Origin of the sequence: Agromyces sp. PvR057, from assembly GCF_040547485.1 — a bacterium.
Classification (GTDB): Bacteria; Actinomycetota; Actinomycetes; order Actinomycetales; family Microbacteriaceae; genus Agromyces.
The window spans coordinates 832,440-849,407 of sequence record NZ_JBEPPT010000001.1 but is presented as its reverse complement, the minus strand read 5'-3'; the positions used below and the strand labels follow the sequence as shown (position 1 = coordinate 849,407).

Annotated in this window: 14 protein-coding genes and 1 pseudogene; 5 read left to right on the top strand and 10 right to left on the bottom strand. The window is 71.7% G+C overall.

Annotated elements, in window-relative coordinates:
• Nucleotides 1–43: 43 nt before the first annotated feature.
• On the bottom strand, nucleotides 44–1,078 hold the full coding sequence (locus tag ABIC29_RS03815) for a LacI family DNA-binding transcriptional regulator (protein ID WP_199471325.1): 1,035 nt from the start codon (nucleotides 1,076–1,078) through the stop codon (nucleotides 44–46).
• A gap of 113 nt (nucleotides 1,079–1,191) precedes the next feature.
• Between ABIC29_RS03815 and xylA the strand changes: the two genes are divergently transcribed.
• From xylA to ABIC29_RS03790, 5 genes are all read left to right on the top strand, one after another.
• A complete protein-coding gene (xylA, locus tag ABIC29_RS03810) occupies nucleotides 1,192–2,382 on the top strand; it encodes a xylose isomerase (protein WP_116080910.1) in 1,191 nt (396 codons plus the stop codon).
• A gap of 95 nt (nucleotides 2,383–2,477) precedes the next feature.
• A complete protein-coding gene (locus ABIC29_RS03805; protein ID WP_354242889.1) occupies nucleotides 2,478–3,872 on the top strand; it encodes an FGGY family carbohydrate kinase in 1,395 nt (464 codons plus the stop codon).
• Between the two features lie 294 nt (nucleotides 3,873–4,166).
• Nucleotides 4,167–5,225 (top strand): sugar ABC transporter substrate-binding protein, encoded by a 1,059-nt coding sequence (locus ABIC29_RS03800; protein WP_354242886.1) that lies wholly within the window; start codon nucleotides 4,167–4,169, stop codon nucleotides 5,223–5,225.
• A 118-nt stretch (nucleotides 5,226–5,343) separates the two neighbouring features.
• Nucleotides 5,344–6,096 carry an ATP-binding cassette domain-containing protein gene (locus ABIC29_RS03795; protein ID WP_116080907.1) on the top strand — a complete coding sequence of 251 codons (753 nt, stop codon included), beginning with the start codon at nucleotides 5,344–5,346 and terminating at the stop codon, nucleotides 6,094–6,096.
• Nucleotides 6,093–7,388, top strand: a complete 1,296-nt coding sequence (locus ABIC29_RS03790) for a sugar ABC transporter permease (protein ID WP_354242883.1) — start codon at nucleotides 6,093–6,095, stop codon at nucleotides 7,386–7,388. The genes ABIC29_RS03795 and ABIC29_RS03790 overlap by 4 nt, the downstream gene beginning before the upstream one ends.
• Nucleotides 7,389–7,506: 118 nt before the next feature.
• On the opposite strand, the gene ABIC29_RS03785 is transcribed toward ABIC29_RS03790, so the two are convergent.
• The 9 genes and pseudogenes from ABIC29_RS03785 to ABIC29_RS03745 form a co-directional block, all read right to left on the bottom strand.
• Nucleotides 7,507–8,538 carry a DUF1648 domain-containing protein gene (locus tag ABIC29_RS03785; protein ID WP_116080905.1) on the bottom strand — a complete coding sequence of 344 codons (1,032 nt, stop codon included), beginning with the start codon at nucleotides 8,536–8,538 and terminating at the stop codon, nucleotides 7,507–7,509.
• The gene (locus ABIC29_RS03780; protein ID WP_354242879.1) at nucleotides 8,535–8,888 is read right to left on the bottom strand and encodes a GntR family transcriptional regulator; all 354 of its coding nucleotides are present in this window, start codon (nucleotides 8,886–8,888) and stop codon (nucleotides 8,535–8,537) included. Before ABIC29_RS03780 ends, ABIC29_RS03785 begins: the two co-directional genes overlap by 4 nt.
• A 279-nt stretch (nucleotides 8,889–9,167) precedes the next feature.
• On the bottom strand, nucleotides 9,168–10,283 hold the full coding sequence (locus ABIC29_RS03775) for a glycerate kinase (RefSeq protein WP_354242876.1): 1,116 nt from the start codon (nucleotides 10,281–10,283) through the stop codon (nucleotides 9,168–9,170).
• Nucleotides 10,280–12,376, bottom strand: coding sequence for a beta-galactosidase (locus tag ABIC29_RS03770; RefSeq protein WP_199471322.1), 2,097 nt, complete (start codon nucleotides 12,374–12,376; stop codon nucleotides 10,280–10,282). Before ABIC29_RS03770 ends, ABIC29_RS03775 begins: the two co-directional genes overlap by 4 nt.
• Before the next feature lie 290 nt (nucleotides 12,377–12,666).
• A pseudogene (locus tag ABIC29_RS03765) lies at nucleotides 12,667–12,942 on the bottom strand (Crp/Fnr family transcriptional regulator); the annotation flags it as partial.
• 185 nt (nucleotides 12,943–13,127) lie between these two features.
• A complete protein-coding gene (locus ABIC29_RS03760) occupies nucleotides 13,128–14,330 on the bottom strand; it encodes an alpha-L-fucosidase (protein WP_354242873.1) in 1,203 nt (400 codons plus the stop codon).
• A 3-nt stretch (nucleotides 14,331–14,333) separates the two neighbouring features.
• Complete coding sequence (locus ABIC29_RS03755; RefSeq protein ID WP_354242870.1) at nucleotides 14,334–15,059, bottom strand: hypothetical protein; 726 nt, start codon at nucleotides 15,057–15,059, stop codon at nucleotides 14,334–14,336.
• Nucleotides 15,060–15,066: 7 nt separating this feature from the next.
• On the bottom strand, nucleotides 15,067–15,981 hold the full coding sequence (locus ABIC29_RS03750; protein ID WP_354242867.1) for a carbohydrate ABC transporter permease: 915 nt from the start codon (nucleotides 15,979–15,981) through the stop codon (nucleotides 15,067–15,069).
• On the bottom strand, nucleotides 15,978–16,886 hold the full coding sequence (locus tag ABIC29_RS03745) for a carbohydrate ABC transporter permease (RefSeq protein ID WP_354244592.1): 909 nt from the start codon (nucleotides 16,884–16,886) through the stop codon (nucleotides 15,978–15,980). Before ABIC29_RS03745 ends, ABIC29_RS03750 begins: the two co-directional genes overlap by 4 nt.
• Nucleotides 16,887–16,968: the final 82 nt, after the last annotated feature.

Sequence of the window (16,968 nt, the reverse complement as noted above, 5' to 3'; positions counted from 1 at the left end):
CGCCACGGCGTGCCGCGGCGGGCGCGCGCCCGCGGGCGCCGCCCTACGCCGCGGGCGGCGCCGTGCTCTCGCGCACGACGAGGTTCGTCGCGAGGTCCATGCGCGGCGTGGTCTCGGGCTGCGGCTCGCCGCTCAGCCGGATCGCGAGGCGGGCGGCCTCCTCGCCCATGCGACGCAGCGGCTGGTGCACGGTCGTGAGCGGCGGGCTCACCCAGGGCGCGAGCGTGATGTCGTCGTAGCCGACGATCGAGAGGTCCGCCGGCACCGAGAGGCCGGCCTCGCGTGCCGCGTCGAGCGCGCCGAGGGCCTGCAGGTCGCTGCCCGCGAAGATCGCGGTGGGGCGCTGCTCGGCGGGGAGCGCGAGCACCGCCCTCGCGTGGTCGCGTCCGCCGCCCACCTCGAAGGTGCCGAAGTGGATCCAGTCGGGGTCGATGGCCAGCCCCGCCGAGTTCATGGCGCTCCGGTAGCCGTCGAGCCGCGCGAGCGAGCACATCATGTCCTCCGGCCCGGTGATCGCGGCGATGCGGCGATGGCCGAGCTCGATCAGGTGCCGGGTGGCGGCGAGCCCGCCTGACCAGTTGGCCGAGCCCACGCTCGGCACGTCGGGCGAAGGGTCGCCGGCGGGGTCGACGATCACGTACGAGATCGCCCTCGCGTGCAGGCGCTCGCGGTACTCGGGCGAGAGCTCGGAGAAGACGAGCACCACGCCGACGGGCCGGCGGCGGATGACGCCGTCGATCCAGTCGGGATCGGGCGCATGACGGTCGCCGCTGACGGTGAGCACGACGCTCAGGCCGTGCTCCTTGGCCACGGCTTCGACGCCGCCGATGAGCTCCATCGACCAGATCGGGTCGAGGCCGTGGAAGACGAGTTCGAGCAGCTCGGGCCTGGACTCCGATCGGCCGGCGCCGCGGCGCACGTAGCCGCGCTCCTGCAGCACGCGCTCGACGCGCTCGCGCGTCGGCTTGGACACGTCGGTGCGCCCGTTCAGCACCTTCGAGATCGTGGAGAGGCTCGCGCCGGTCTCCTCGGCGATCTCGGCGAGGGTGACCCGTTCGCCCGCGGCATCCGTCTTCATGTTTCGAATCATAGGCGCGAAAGTTGCGGAAGACGAGACTTGCGCCGCACGGCCCGTCGGGTTTATGTTGTACGTGCCAACAAATCATCGAAGACGCTGAAAGGCGGATCTCCATGGCCAGCGCGCCCACCCGCGACGACAAGTTCTCCTTCGGCCTCTGGACGGTCGGGTACAACGGCACCGACCCGTTCGGCGGCCCCACCCGCGAGCCCCTCGACGTCGTGCACGCCGTCGAGAGGCTCGCCGAGCTCGGCGCCTACGGCCTGACGTTCCACGACGACGACCTGTTCGCCTTCGGCTCGACCGACGCCGAGCGCCAGAACCAGATCGACCGCCTGAAGGGCGCCCTCGACGACACGGGACTCATCATCCCGATGGTCACCACCAACCTGTTCAGCGCACCCGTCTTCAAGGACGGCGGCTTCACCGCCAACGACCGCGACGTGCGCCGCTTCGCGCTGCGCAAGGTGTTCCGCCAGCTCGACCTCGGCGCCGAGCTCGGCGCGAAGACGTTCGTCATGTGGGGCGGCCGCGAAGGCGCCGAGTACGACTCCGCGAAGGACATCCGCCAGGCGCTCGAGCGCTACCGCGAAGCCGTCAACCTGCTGGGCGACTACGTCACCGACAAGGGCTACGACATCAGGTTCGCGATCGAGCCGAAGCCCAACGAGCCCCGCGGCGACATCCTGCTCCCGACCCTCGGCCACGCGATCGCCTTCATCGACTCGCTCGAGCGCCCCGAGCTCGTCGGCCTCAACCCCGAGGTCGGCCACGAGCAGATGGCAGGCCTGAACTTCGCCGCCGGCATCGCGCAGGCGCTGTACCACGGCAAGCTCTTCCACATCGACCTCAACGGCCAGCGCGGCATCAAGTACGACCAGGACCTCGTGTTCGGCCACGGCGACCTGCACAACGCGTTCGCGCTCGTCGACCTGCTCGAGAACGGCGGCCCCGGCGGCGTTCCCGCCTACGAGGGCCCCCGCCACTTCGACTACAAGCCCTCGCGCACTGAAGACGAGAAGGGCGTGTGGGAGTCGGCCGCGGCCAACATGCGCACCTACCTCCTCCTCAAGGAGCGTGCGGCCGCGTTCCGCGCGGACCCCGAGGTGCAGGAGGCGCTCGAGGCCGCCAAGGTGTTCGAGCTGTCGACCCCGACGCTCAACGAGGGCGAGACGTACGACGAGTTCCTCGCCGACCGCTCGGCCTACGAGGACTTCGACGCCGACGCGTACCTCGGCGGCAAGGGCGGCGGCTTCGTGCGCCTGCAGCAGCTCGCGACCGAGCACCTGCTGGGCGCGCGCTAGGCGCGCAGCCGAAGAGACCGCCCCTGCGCCGTGTTCGACGACACGGCGCAGGGGTCGACTCGTATCTGCACCACCTCATCGAAAGGGGGCGGGCCGTGGCGCTCGTCGCAGGGGTCGACTCGTCGACCCAGTCATGCAAGATCGTGATCCGGGATGCCGCGACGGGGGCCCTCGTGCGCTCAGGCCGCGCACCGCACCCCGACGGCACCGAGGTGGACCCGTCCGCGTGGTGGGGCGCCCTGCTCTCCGCGATCGGAGACGCCGGCGGGCTCGACGGCGTCGAGGCGATCTCGGTCGGCGGCCAGCAGCACGGCATGGTCGTGCTCGACGCCGAGGGCCGCGTCATCCGCGATGCCCTGCTCTGGAACGACACCCGCTCGGCGCAGGCCGCGCTCGACCTCATCGACGAGGTCGGGGCCGCCGAGTACGCGAGGCGCACGGGCGTCGTGCCGGTCGCCTCGTTCACCGCGACGAAGCTGCGCTGGCTCCGCGATGCCGAGCCGGATGCCGCGGCGCGCGTCGCCGCGGTGGCCCTCCCCCACGACTGGCTGACCTGGCGCCTGCGCGGCTACGGTCCGGCGGGCGAGTCGCCGCTCGGCCCCGTGCTCGAGGAGCTCACGACCGACCGGTCCGACGCGAGCGGCACGGCCTACTGGGGCGCCGACGGCTACGACCGCGACCTGTTCGTTCGCGCGCTCGGACACGACGCGATCCTCCCCCGCGTGCTCGGTCCGGCGGATGCCGCGGGCCGAACGCCCGACGGGATCCTCGTCGGCGCGGGGGCGGGCGACAATGCCGCCGCCGCACTCGGGCTCGACGCGGCATCCGGTGACGTCGTCGTCTCGATCGGCACGAGCGGCACGGTCTTCGCGGTGACGGATGCCGCCGTCGCCGACGCCGCCGGCACGGTCGCCGGGTTCGCCGACGCCACGGGCCGGTTCCTCCCGCTCGTGGCCACCCTCAACGCCGCGCGGGTGCTGGACGCCTTCGCGCGCGTGCTCGGTGTCGACCACGACGGACTCGGGCGGCTCGCGCTCGAGGCCGAGCCCGCGGCATCCGGCGCCGTGCTCGTGCCCTACTTCGAGGGCGAGCGCACGCCGAACCTGCCGAACGCGACGGCGCACCTCGACGGGCTGACCCTCGCGAGCCTGACGCGCCCGAACCTCGCGCGCGCCGCGATCGAGGGCATGCTCTGCGGGCTCGCCGACGGCCTCGAGGCGGTCGAGCGGCTCGGCGTGGCCGTCGACCGGGTGCTCCTCATCGGCGGCGCCGCCCAGAACCCGGCCGTCCGGGCGATCGCGGCGCAGGTGTTCGATGCGCCGGTGGCGATCCCGGCGCCCGGGGAGTACGTCGCCGACGGCGCCGCACGACAGGCGGCGTGGGCGCTCACCGGCACCCGTCCGACGTGGCCGATCGAGCTCGCGGCGAGGCCGGCGGGCGACCACCGGGCGCTCATCCGGGAGCAGTACGCACGCGTCGCCGGGCGCTGAATCGATTCGAGCCGGAAGTTCGTCGCGACCCGGTTTCGGCGCCGATCGGGGCCCGTGGCGACCCCGCTCCGGCGCATGTGACAGTCCCATGGCGAAGCCCGCGCCGGACGGCTCGTCGGCAACCGATTTCCCGATTCCGTGTGACGTGTCACATCGGGATTCGCGTTACTCGATCGTTATGAGCGCGGCCCTTCCGCATTGCTTACAGGGTCGTAAGTTTCGTCTTGCCGATGTCAGTGCAGACACCGGCGGTAGTGATTGTCCTGCACACTCACCAGTCAGAAGGGGAGAACGATGAAGAACGCTTCATTGATCTCGATCACAGCCCTCGCCGGAGCATCGATGCTGTTGCTCGCAGGGTGTTCGGGCGGAGGCGACGGCGGAAGCACCGACGACGCCACCGCGACCAGGGCCTGCGTCATCCTGCCCGATGCCGCGTCCTCGCCGCGTTGGGAGAACGGCGACCGTCCCGCGCTCGAGAAGGCGATCACCGACGCCGGCTTCGAGGCCGACATCCAGAACGCCCAGGGCGACACCAGCAAGTACGCCACGATCGCCGACCAGCAGCTCAGCAAGGGCTGCGGCGTCATGCTCCTCGTCGACTACAACGGCGCAGCGGTCGCCGTGACGGCCAAGGCGCAGGAGCAGGGCATCCCCGTCATCGCCTACGACCGCCCCATCGAAGGCGCGGACTACTACGTGTCGTTCGACAACGAGCAGGTCGGAGCCCTCGAGGGCCAGTCGATCCTCGACGGCCTCGAGGCGGCCGGCAAGGACCCCGCGACCGCGACCGTCGTCTACATGGGCGGCGACCCCGCCGACGGCAACGCGGCGATGTTCCACGACGGCGCCGTGAGCGTCATGGAGCCCGCAGGCATCAAGCCCGCCCAGGAGCCCCCGGGAGTCTGGGACGGCGACAAGTCGGCGACCAACTTCGAGCAGGCCCTGACCGCCCTCGGCGGCAAGGTCGACGCCGTCTGGGTCGCGAACGACACGAACGCCGCCGGCGTCATCACGATCCTCGACAAGAACGGCCTCACCGTTCCCGTCTCGGGTCAGGACGCCTCGGTCGCCGGCCTGCAGAACGTGCTCCTCGGCAAGCAGACCGCCACGGTCTACAAGCCGTTCGCGCTCGAAGCCGACGCCGCGTCGGACCTCGCCATCAAGCTCCTGAACGGCGAGAAGCCCACGGTCGACAAGCAGCTCGAGGACGGCACGCCGTACATCGCGGTGACGCCGATCCTCGTCGGTCCCGATGACGTGCAGAAGGTCATCGACGACGGCAACGCCGACGCCGCCGAGATCTGCACCGACGAGGTCGCCGACGCCTGCGCCGCCCACGGCGTGGGCTAGTCGGAACGCTCCGACACCGGACGACGGGAGGCTCCGGGACGAACACTCGTCCCGGAGCCTCCCGCTCCCGCATGAGAACACCACGGGACAGCGCTGTTCCCCAGAGAAAGGACCCGGCATGGACATGCCGATCATCGAGCTGAAGGGGGTTGTGAAGAGCTTCGGCCCCGTCGATGTGCTGAAGGGCGTGAACCTCACGGCGTACCCCGGAAAGATCACGGCCCTCGTCGGCGACAACGGCGCCGGGAAGTCGACCCTCATCAAGGGGCTCGCCGGTGTGCAGCCCTACGACGGCGGCGAAGTGCTCTTCAACGGCTCCCCCGTCAACCTGCACAGCCCGCGCGACGCCGCGGCACTGGGCATCGAGGTCGTCTACCAGGACCTCGCGCTCTGCGACAACCTCGACATCGTGCAGAACATGTTCCTCGGTCGCGAGGAGCTCTCGGCCGGCACCTTCGACGAGGGCCGCATGGAACGCGAGGCGGCCGAGACCCTGCGGCAGCTGTCCGTCCGCACCGTGAAGTCGGTGCGGCAGAAGGTCTCGTCGCTCTCGGGCGGCCAGCGGCAGACCGTGGCCATCGCCAGGTCGGTGCTGAAGAAGGCGAAGGTCGTCATCCTCGACGAGCCCACCGCGGCCCTCGGCGTCGCCCAGACCGCGCAGGTGCTCGCGCTCGTCAAGCGCCTCGCCGAGCAGGGCGTGTCGGTGATCATCATCAGCCACAACCTGGTCGACGTGTTCGAGGTCGCCGACTACATCAACGTGCTCTACCTCGGCCAGATGGTCGCCTCGGTCAAGACGACCGAGACGAACAACGAGGACGTCATCGGCTACATCACCGGGGTCAAGACCTACGACGGGACGCCGGCATGAGCGCGCCGAAGGGCGGCACGCCCGCGACCGACTCCACGACCGCCCTCTCGGCGCTCAGCACCGAGCAGCTCATCGGCAGCGGGCAGGAAGGCGGGCTCCTCGACCAGGTGAACGCCTGGGTCCAGCGCGTGCGCGGCGGCGACATGGGCGCACTGCCCGCCATCGCCGGGTTCGTCGTGCTCAGCATCCTGTTCACCGCCCTCAGCCCGTTCTTCTTCACCGAGCGCAACTTCGCGAACCTGCTCACGCAGGCCGCCACGCTCGTCATGCTCGGCATGGCGCTCGTGTTCGTGCTGCTGCTCGGCGAGATCGACCTGTCGGCCGGCGTCACCGCGGGTCTCACGATGGTCATCTTCGTCGTGCTCGTCGCGGTCGTGAACCTGAACTGGATCCTGGCGCTCGCGCTCGCGTTCCTCACGGGCATCGCGATCGGCACGTTCATCGGGTTCTTCGTCGCCAAGGTCGGCATTCCATCGTTCGTGGTGACCCTCGGCCTCTTCCTCGGGTTCCAGGGCCTCGAGCTCATGATCATCGGCGCGGGCGGCCTGTACCGCGTCGAGACGCCCGAGATCCTCGCGATCCAGAACAGCACGATGCCGCCGTGGGCGGGCTGGGTGATGATCCTCGTCATGCTCGGCATCTCCGCGACGATGTCGTTCGTCGACCGCGCCCGGCGCACGCGCGCCGGGGTGCCCAACCGCACGATCGCGCTCGTCTGGGCGAAGCTCATCGCGATCGCCGTGCTCGGCGGCATCGTCGTGTTCATCCTCAACCAGAACCGCGGAACCGGCTTCAAGGCCATCGAGGGCGTGCCGATCGTCGTGCCGATCACCCTCGCGATCCTCTGGCTCGGCACCTTCGTGCTCGACCGCACGAAGTTCGGCCGCTACATCTACGCGGTCGGCGGCAACGCCGAGGCCGCCCGACGGTCGGGCGTCAAGGTCGCCGCGATCCGCTGGTGCGCGTTCATCGTGTGCTCCTCGCTCGCGGTGGTCGCCGGCCTGTTCAGCATCAGCAAGGTCGGCTCGGTGGATGCCGCGGCCGGCCGTGACATCGTCCTGAGCGGCGTCGCGGCGGCCGTCGTCGGCGGCGTGAGCCTGTTCGGCGGCCGCGGTCGCCTGATCCACGCCGCCATCGGCGCGCTGGTGATCGCGGTCATCACGAACGGCCTCGGCCTGCTGAACCTGCCGGCCGGCGTCAACTACGCGGTCACGGGCGGCGTGCTGATCCTCGCGGCGACCATCGACGCGGTGTCGCGCAAGCGCGCGGGCGGCTCGGTGCTGCGCACCTGACGCCCGGGTCGCCGATGCGAACCGGCCCGCGCCCCGGACCGGGGGCGCGGGCCGGTTCCGTGTCGGCCGGCGGGTCGCCCGGGTCGGCCCGTCGGCCCGGCGCGGCCCGGCCCGCGGATCAGCGCCCGGTGCCCGCGAGCGCGTTGAGCAGCGCGGCACCCGTGCGGGCGTCGGGCACCGTCACGACGAGCGGAGGGGCATCCGCTCGCTCGACCTCCAGGCCCTCGCCGGACCGGAGGATGATGCCGCGGCGCCCGCGCACGTCGAGGCGGAGCCCCCAGCCGCCGAACTCGGCTGGAAGCACGTCGACATCGGCCGCGGACACGACCTCTGCGAGCGGCACGTGCGAGAGCCGGAACCCGAGGATCGTGCGCACCGTGAGCCCTCGGCGGTCGACCGTCACGCGGATCCACGCGGTGGTCGCGAGCACGAGCAGGACGACGAGCAGCACGCCCCAGAGCCACCACGCCTCCGGCACGAGCACGAGCGGCACGAGCACGACCGCGAGGGCGAGTCCGATGAGCACGAACACGGGCCACGGCGCGGAGGCCGTGGCGGTCCAGACGGCGACCTCGCCCGGCGAGAGGTCGAGCGCCGGAGTCGCGGCCGGGGCATCCGCCGCCGTGCGCTCCGGTTCCGGGAGCGCGCGCCACGTGACCCACCCGACGAGGCCGGCGAACAGGATGCCGCCGCCGACCGCGACGGCTGCGACCCACGACGACGGCACCGCGCCGTCGAGCTGCGCGCCCGTGAGCGCGAGCGTGACCACGGCGAGGAGCGTCGCGACCGCCGGGCCGAAGGACGCGGTCGGGCGCACCCGCGCGAGGAGCCGCGACGGACGGCCGTCGGCGGGCCGCATCATCGCGCGGGCGCCGCCGAAGCACGCGATGGCGATCGCCGCCGTGACGGAGACCGAGACCGCGACGAAGGCGAGCACCGCGCGCGACGGCGAGGTCCACCGGTCGGCCTGCCCGGCCGCGTCGAAGTGGATCGCGACCTGCTCGGGAAGGCGCGGGATCCAGAGCACGAGGATGATCGTGGCGACGGCGATGATCGCGAGCGGGATCCAGATGACGACGGCCGCCAGGATCCGGCGGTCGCGCCGACGCTCGGCGAGGTCGGCTGGCGTCACGGCGGTGGGGTCGGTCATCGGTCGAGTTCCTCTCTGACGAGCGCCAGCACGGCGTCGGCGGGCATGCCGCGCTCGCGCGCGGTGGTGACGAGTTCTGCGGCGAGGCGTCGCGTCTGCTCGAGTTCGGGTGACGCGACGCGCACGACCGCGCCGCGCCCACGGCGGAGTTCGATCAGGCCCTCGTCGCGGAGCGTCTGGTAGGCGTGCAGCACGGTGTGCTGGTTGACGTCGAGCGACTGCGCCAGGTCGCGTGCGGCCGGGAGGCGCTCACCGGCGGCCACGCGACCGGCCAGGATCTCGCCGCGCATCGCACGCGCGAGCTGCTCGAACAGCGGGGTGCTCGAGGCGGGGTCGATGCGGATGATCACGGGTTCAATTGTTCTAGTTGTCACTAGAACAAGTCAAGTTTCGCACGTGGTTCGCGGATGCCGCAGGCGGGCGTCTCTCCGAAATGTCGGAGTTCCTCGGCGACACGCCGTCGCGGGCCTCGGGACGACGGCGTGTCGCCGGGATTCCCTGACGACTCGGCGGACTGGGGCTCGACGGGCGAGCCGAAGAGCGGGCGGGATCGGACGGGACCGGGCGAGGCCGGACGGGAGCGGGCGGACTCAGGCGGGAGCGGCACCCCCTGGCGTCCGCGGGCGGCGTCAGGCCCCGGCTGCGGCGAGGGACGCGCCGGCGGCCTCGAGCCAGCGTGCCGGGTCCGCCATGGCGGCCGCGCCGGATCCCGCCAGGTCGGTGAGGGATGCCGACGCCGCGAACCCGGAGGCATCCGCGGTGATCGACCCGGCCACGAGGGCCACCGGCACGCCGGCGGCACGCGCGATGGCGGCCACCTCGGTCGGCGCCTTGCCCGCCTCGGACTGGCCGTCGAAGCGCCCCTCCCCCGTGATCACGAGATCGGCTCCGGCGATGGCATCGGCCAGCCCCACCGACTCGGCGACGAGCCGCGCGCCGGCCCCCATGCTCGCGCCCCACGCGAGCAGTCCGAAGCCCGTGCCGCCGGCAGCCCCGGATCCCGGCGCTTCGGCGAGGTCCTCGCCCTGCGGCAGCGCAGCGGCCACGGCACCGGCGAGGCGCGCGAGGTTCGCCTCGAGCACCTCGACGGTCGCCGGATCGGCGCCCTTCTGCGGGCCGAAGACGGCGGCGGCACCCGAAGGCCCGAGCAGTGGATTCGTGACGTCCCCGAGGATCAGCACGCCGCCGGGCGGCAGCGCGCGGAGCCCGGAGAGGTCGGCGGAGGCGACGGACGAGAGTCCGCGCGAACCGAGCAGCACCGGGCGCCCGTCGTCGTCGAGGAATCGCGCGCCGAGCACCGCGAGCGCCCCGGCTCCGCCGTCGGTCGACGCGCTGCCGCCGAGGCCGAGCAGCAGCCGCGTCGCCCCGGCCTCGAGGGCGGCGCCGATCGCCTCGCCGAAGCCGCTCGTGTGCGCGTCGAGCGGCTGCAGGGGGTTCACGAGTCCGAGCCCGCAGGTCGCCGCGAGCTCGACGACCGCGGTGCCGTCGGGCAGGCGCAGCCACGAGGTGCCGACGGCCGGGGCGCCGGGTGCGGGCGGCGCGACCTGGAGCGGGATCCGTTCCGCACCGGGGACCGAGGCCGCGAAGGCATCGAGCGTGCCCTCGCCGCCGTCGGCCATCGGCCGCAGCACGAGGTCGTCGTCGGGATGCACCCCTCGCCAGCCGCGGGCGAGCGCCGCGGCCGCATCGGCCGCGTCGACGGTGCCCTTGAACGAGTCGGGCGCGACGACGATCCGTCGACTCACTCGGCACCTCCGGCAGTCGTTTCGACACCCGCGCCGTCACCCGCACCCGCCCCGGCACTCGCGGCGGCCGGGGCCTCCCGCACGACCGCCCACTCCCACGCCGCGAGCTCGAGCCCGTCGACGGAGGCACCGGTGACGAGGTCGGTTCCGGTCAGCGGCACGCTCGCGAGCGGACCGCCGTGGTTGACCGCGGTCACGACGTCACCGCGGCGTGCGACCTCGACGTGCTCGGGCAGCCCGGCCACCACCGGGGCGACGCCGGCATCGGCGAGCACGTGGTCGACGACGGCCCGGGTTCCGCGCTCATCGGGGACCGTCGCCAGGTAGCGGGCGGTTCCGGCCCCCGAACGGCGAGCCGTCAGCGCGGGCCGGCCGGACAGGCGGCCGCCGGAGAACGAGGCCTCGACCGCGGCATCCGTCACGTGGATCTCCTCGGCGAGCAGCGTGCCGGTCGACTCGGCGACCCCCGACGCATGGCCCCCCGCGGTGCCGCCCTCAGCGTCGCCAGCGAGACCGAACGGCGCCGAGCGCTCACCGGGCTCCCCGGCCGGCGCATCGGGCGAGACGAGCGCGCCGAAGTCCTCGAGGCGAACGCCGAACGTGCCGCCGAGCTGCGTGAGGAACCCGCCATCGCGGAACCGGTCGGCCTCGTCGACGACGTCGGTGTACGGCCCGGCGAGCAGGTGCCCGCCGCCCTCGACGAACGAGGTCAGCGCCGCGGCATCCGCTTCGCGCACGAGCCCGAGCAGCGGTGCGATGACGAGGTCGTAGCGCCCGTCGACGCGCGCGGCCGGCACGAGGTCGACCTGCACGTGGCGGCGGTGCAGCGCGCGATGCCAGCGCCGCACGACGGCGACGTAGTCGAGCCCGTTCATGGGATGGTCGGAGGCCTCGACGGCCCACCAGTTCTCCCAGTCGAACACGATCGCCACACGGGCGTCGCGGCCGCCCACCGGCAGCTCTGGCAGCTTCGCCAGGTCGGCGCCGAGCGCCGTGACCTCGCGCCAGGTGCGGGTGTCGGTGCCCGCGTGCGGCAGCATCGCGGAGTGGAACTTCTCGGCGCCGGCCCGCGACTGCCGCCACTGGAAGAAGAGGATGCCGTCGGCGCCCCGTCCGATCGCCTGCGCGCTGAGCGCCGCCATCTGGCCCGGAGCCTTCGGCGCGTTCGACGGTCGCCAGTTGAGCGCGTTCGTCGCCTGCTCCATGAGGTACCACGGCACGTCGGGCTTGAACGAGCGCACGAGGTCGCGCTGGAACGCGGCCGCCCGGAAGCTCTCGGGGTCGTTCGGGTCGGGGTAGCAGTCGTCGCTCACGAGGTCGAGGTGCGGCGCCCACTGCTCGTAGTTCGCCGGCTTGAACGCGCCCATGAAGTTCGTCGTGATCGGCTGCGTCGCCCCCGCCGCGCGGATGAGGTCGCGCTCCATGAGGTAGCACTCGAGCAGCATGTCGCTCGTGAACCGGTGGTAGTCGAGCATCTGCCCGGGGTTGAGGCTGTACGGCGCCTTGCGCGGCGGGAAGACCTCGTCGAAGGACTGGTAGCGCTGCGCCCAGAAGTTCGTGCCCCATGCGAGGTTCAGCGCGTCGACGTCGCCGTAGCGGTCGGCGAGCCACCGACGGAACGCGTCGCGCGCGGCATCCGAGTAGTCCATGTTGAGGTGGCAGCCGTACTCGTTGTTGACGTGCCACATCACGACGGCCGGATGCCGCGAGTACCGTTCGGCGATCGCGCTCACGAGCTCGCCGGCGAGGCGCCGGTAGACCGGCGACGACGGGGCGAACTGCTGGCGGCTGCCCGGCCAGTACGTGGCGCCGTTCTCGTCCTGCGGGAGCAGCTCTGGATACGCGGCGCTCGCCCACGGCGGCGGGGAGGCCGTGGCCGTGGCGAGGTCGACGGCGATGCCGCCCTCGTGCAGCAGGTCGATCACGCGGTCGAGCCAGGCGAAGTCGAACTCGCCCTCGCGGGGCTGGATGCGCGCCCACGAGAAGATGCCGAGGCTGACCATGGTGACCCCGGCCTCCCGCATGCGCGCGACGTCGTCCGGCCAGATCTCCTCTGGCCACTGCTCCGGGTTGTAGTCGGCGCCGTACTCCACGTTGGTCCTCCGTCGTTGGATGGGAAAGCGTATTCCCCATCGTATCCCGGGGTTCGATCAGGCTTGCACAGGTCCTCGCTGCAGCGCGAGGAACTGGTGCACGAAGGCGATGGCCATGCCGCCCTCGCCGACGCCACCTCTGCGGCGATCACCTGCAGGGAGTCGAGGTAGCGCCGGGCGAGCGACGCGACGCGCGCAGGCACCGACGGCGCCATGGCCGCGAGCGTGGAGAAGGCCGTCACGTCGAGCTTGAGGATGCGCGATGTCGCCGAGCCGTGCCCGGCGCGCCCGCTCGCCGGGAACGGCGTGCTCAGCGTCATGGGCACCTCGCCGAAGAACTGGCCCGGCTTGCGCGTGCCGATGACGCGCTCGTCGCCGTTCACGACCTTCGTGATCTCGGCGCCGCCCTCGACGACCACGAAGAGCGCCCGCTCGTCGCCCTCGTGGGCGAAGTACTCCCCCGGCACGAGCTGGATGTCCTCGACCGCAGCGGCCACGTAGTCGAGCGTCGCGTCGGGCAGGGGGGCGAAGATCGGGATCGCCCGCAGCGCGTCGGCGGTGATCATGCGCGGGCCTCCGGTGCCGTCGCCCTGCACCGCGTCGCCCAGGACCGCGTCGATCCGGACCTCGTCCTGGCCCCGCCCGTCTCTCGCACCCTGCGACCGTATCCGCGGCGAACGGCACGGTCAATGACCGAGGGCACCCCCAGATCGCGGGCGTGACCACGGGTGGCGCCCACGTGCCGGGCGGCTCAGTCGGGCAGCGCGACCACGGTCACCGGGCGGCCGTCGAGCACCCGAGCGGATGCCGCGGGCCCGTCGACGACGACCACGACGCCGTCCGGCGTCGCCCAGGCGCGCCACCACGCGACATCCGCCACCTCGACCTCGTCGGCGCCGAGTGTGCGGCGACCGAGCGTGTGCGGCTTGATCGCGGTCATCCACGGCGCGACGCCCTCGAGCGTGCGCCGCTGCACCGCAGGGATCTCGCCGGCCGCCGACGGCCCGACGTTCAGCATCAGGCGCCCGCCGCGCGAGACGACATCGGCGTAGAGGCGGGCGAGCTCGCGCGGGCTCAGCGTGAGCGACTCGTCCTCGACGCGGTTGCAGCCGAACGAGAGGCCGAGGCCGCGGCAGTGCTCCCATCCGGCGCCGGCCTCGTGGTCGGTGTCGTGCGCGTACTCGCTCGTGGCGTAGTCGCCGACGGGCGCGCCCCAGCGGTCGTTGACGACGCCGTCCGGCACGGCGGCGCGGTACCGCGCGAGCAGCGCCTCGATCGAGCGCGGCCCGGGCTGCTTTCCCGCATCGGGCCAGTCGATGTCGTTCCAGATCAGGTCGGGCGCGTACCGCTCGATGAGGTCGACGACGTGCGCGAACGCGTAGTCGTTGTAGTCGGCGTCCTTCGGGCGCTGGAGCTCGATGTCGGCGCTCGAGCGGTGCGGCGGGCCACCGGTGAACGCCCAGTCGAGGCCGCCCGAGTAGTAGACGCCGAAGCGGATGCCCTCGGCGCGCACGGCCTCGGCGAGCGGGCCGATGAGGTCGCGACGGGGTCCGCGGGCGACGGTCGTGAGCTCGCCGGAGCCGGGAGCGTCCCAGAGCGCGATGCCGTCGTGGTGCTTCGTCGTGGGCACGACGTAGTCGGCGCCGACCGAGCGGAACAGCCGCGCCCAGTCGGCGGGGTCGTACGACTCCGCCCGCCACTCGTCGAGGAGCGCGTCGTACGGCGTACCCCCGAACTCGCGCGCGTGGTGCTCGGCGGCCGGCGACCCCTCGATGCGGATCGTGTTCGCGTACCACTCGGCGTAGGCGTTGTGGGCGAACCACTCGTCGTCCGGCACCGTGCCGAGCGCGCCTGACGGCTCGGCCCAGGCCGGCACCGAGTACGCACCCCAGTGCACGAAGAAGCCGAGGCTCGCCTCGCGTGCCCACTCGGGCAGGGGTCGCCCTGCGGTCATGCGCTAGCCGGTGCGCACAGCGCTGTCGGAATCGGCATCGAACGTGTCGCCGACGCCGGGGGCTTCGTCGACATCATCACGACGGCGGCGAGGTCGCTCGGGCACGGCCACGATCGCGAGGGCGACGCAGCCGAGCGCCGGGATCACGAGCGGGAACAGCTGCCAGGTCACGACACCGGCGAAGACCGCCGTCGCCAGGAGGTACGCCGCTCCGGCGAGGTCGTCGCGCAGCGCGGCCGGGACGCCCTTGAGCGCCGCGATCCAGCCGGTCTCGGGGGTCCAGCGACCGGATGCCGCGAACAGCGCGAGCACGAGGCCGGCGAGTCCGGCCCAGCCGACGATCGCGACGAGCTGCCCGCCGGGCAACGCGCCGGAGCCGGCCAGGTCGAGGTCGAGCACCAGCAGGAGCGCGAGCACGGCGGATGCCGCCCCGACCGCCGTGCCCCCGAGCAGGGCCGAGCGCACGTCGCGCCAGAACCACGAGAGCCCGGAGTCCTCCGCGGTCAGGAACCGCCGGAGGTGCCGCACGCCCGCGGCCAGCGCCGCTGGCAGCGTGACGATCGGCAGCGAGACGATCGCGATCAGCACGCCGACGACGAGCACCTCGCCGAGCAGGCCGAACGCGCTCTTCGCGCCGGGGAACCGCGCCCGGCCGGCGCCGTCGTCGCGCGTCGGACCGCTGCCCGTCGCCGCGGCGTGGCGGGCGGCGCGTTCGGTTGCTCGAGACATCCGGAACCTAGCCCTTCAGTCCCTGGGTCGCGACGCCGTCGACGAGGAACCGCTGGAACACGATGAAGAAGATCAGGATCGGCAGCAGCGCCAGGAACGACACGGCCATGGTCGCCCCGTAGTCGGACGTCGAGGTCTGGTCGTTGTAGAGCTTCAGCGCGATCGGAAGCGGGTACTCCTCGGGCGTGTTGATGTAGAGCAGCGGGCCGAGGAAGTCGTTCCACGTCCAGATGAACGTGAAGATCGCCGAGGTGATCAGGGCCGGCTTGATGAGCGGGAGGATGATCGCGAAGAAGATGCGGATGTGTCCGGCACCGTCGATGCGCGCGGCCTCGTCCATGTCGCGCGGGATGTTGCGGATGAACTGCACGATCAGGAACACGAAGAACGCCTCGGTCGCGAGGAACTTCGGCAGGATCAGCGGCCAGTACGTGTCGACCAGCTCGAGCTTGTTGAACATGATGTACTGCGGAATGATGATGACGTGGAACGGCAGGAGCAGCGTTCCGATCATCGCCGCGAACAAGATGCCGACGCCGCGGAACGTGATGCGGGCGAACGCGTAGGCCGCGAGCGCCGACGAGAACAGGGTGCCGATCACGGCCATCACCGCGATGAACAGCGAGTTCGCGAAGAACCGCCAGAGCGGGATGCCGGCGATGCCTTCGACGACCTTGACGTAGTTGTCGACCGTCGGGTTGTCGGGCATCAGGCCGGGGTTCTGGCCGAACTCGCTCGACGGCTTGAACGTGGCGAACAGCATCCACACGAGCGGGTAGAGCACGATCGCGGTGAGCGCGAGCAGCACGACCATCCAGATGACCGTGTTGACGGTCTTGCGCTTGATGCGGCGACGGCGCGGGGGGTTCGCTTCGGTGGAGATCTCGAGGAACTCGGCCCTGGGGACTTCGATCGTGCTCATCGGTTCTCTCCTGCGTAGTGCACCCAGCGCGTCGACGTCTTGAAGAGGATGAAGGCGATGATCGCGACCACGATCACCAGCACCCAGGCCATCGCCGAGGCGTACCCCATCTGCAGGTCGGCGAAGCCGCGCTTGTAGAGGTACACGGTGTAGTAGTTGGTCATGCCGGCGGGGCCGCCGGAGCCGTTCGAGATGATGTAGGCCGAGGCGAAGATCTGGAACGCGTTGATGAGCTCGAGCAGCAGGTTGAAGAAGATCACGCTCGAGAGCATCGGGATCGTCACGGAGCGGAACTTGCGCACCGGCCCGGCGCCGTCGACCTCGGCGGCCTCGTAGAGCTCCTGCGGGATCTGCTTCAGGCCGGCGAGGAAGATCACCATCGGGGCGCCGAACTGCCAGACCGCGAGCAGGATCATCATCGGCACGACGAGGGCGACGTTGCCCACCCAGCCGCCGAGCTCGATGCCGAAGAAGCTCAGGCTGTTGTCGACGGGACCGTCGGTGGAGAACATGGCCCGCCACACGATCGCGACGGAGACCGAGGCGCCGATGAGCGACGGGGCGTAGAACGAGGAGCGGAAGAAGCCCGACCCCTTGTTGCGGTAGTTCAGCAGCATCGCGATGCCGAGCGCCGCGGCGAGCTTGATCGGCGTGCCGACGAGCACGTAGATCAGGGTGATCTGCACCGACTGCAGGTACTGCGGGTCGTCGGTGAACATGCGCACGAAGTTGTCGAACCCGACCCACTCGGGGTCCTTGAACAGGTTGTACTTCGTGAACGCGAGGTAGAGGGAGTAGATCATCGGCCCGAGCGTGAGCCCGAGGAACCCGATCAGCCACGGCACGAGGAACCCGTAGCCGGCGATCGATTCGCGCCTGGCGGCACGACGTCGGCCAGGACTCATCGAGGGGCCGCCGCGCTCGGCGCGGCGCAACTCTCGGCGCATGGCCTTCGTGTCGGCTCCCGCCGTCACGATGGACTGGGTG